Source organism: Streptomyces tateyamensis, assembly GCF_003205575.1.
Taxonomy (GTDB): Bacteria; Actinomycetota; Actinomycetes; order Streptomycetales; family Streptomycetaceae; genus Kitasatospora; species Kitasatospora tateyamensis.
In genome coordinates this window covers 1-250 of the sequence record NZ_PYBW01000331.1, presented here as the reverse complement: position 1 = coordinate 250, position 250 = coordinate 1, and the positions used below count along the sequence as shown (strand labels likewise).

Sequence of the window (250 nt, the reverse complement as noted above, 5' to 3'; positions counted from 1 at the left end):
GTTGGTAGGAAGCCCCGACCATGACCTTGCGGATCGCCTCGACCAGCCCGAGCTGGTCGTCGCCGATCACGCGTCTCACCCCGCCCAGGCCGCGTTCACGCAAGGAGCGCAGGAACTCGGTCCAGAACAGTTCGGTCTCGCTGTCGCCGACCATGACCCCGAGCACCTCGCGGTGGCCGTCCTCGGTGATGCCGCTGGCCAGGGCCACGGAGCGGGACACGATCTGGTGCACGCTCCGGGTTTCGAAGAC

General features: G+C 68.0%; 1 protein-coding gene. It reads right to left on the bottom strand.

Annotated elements, in window-relative coordinates; genetic code table 11:
- Positions 1–250 (bottom strand): transposase (locus tag C7C46_RS33615; protein ID WP_181442688.1); only part of this gene is annotated, 250 nt, incomplete at both ends.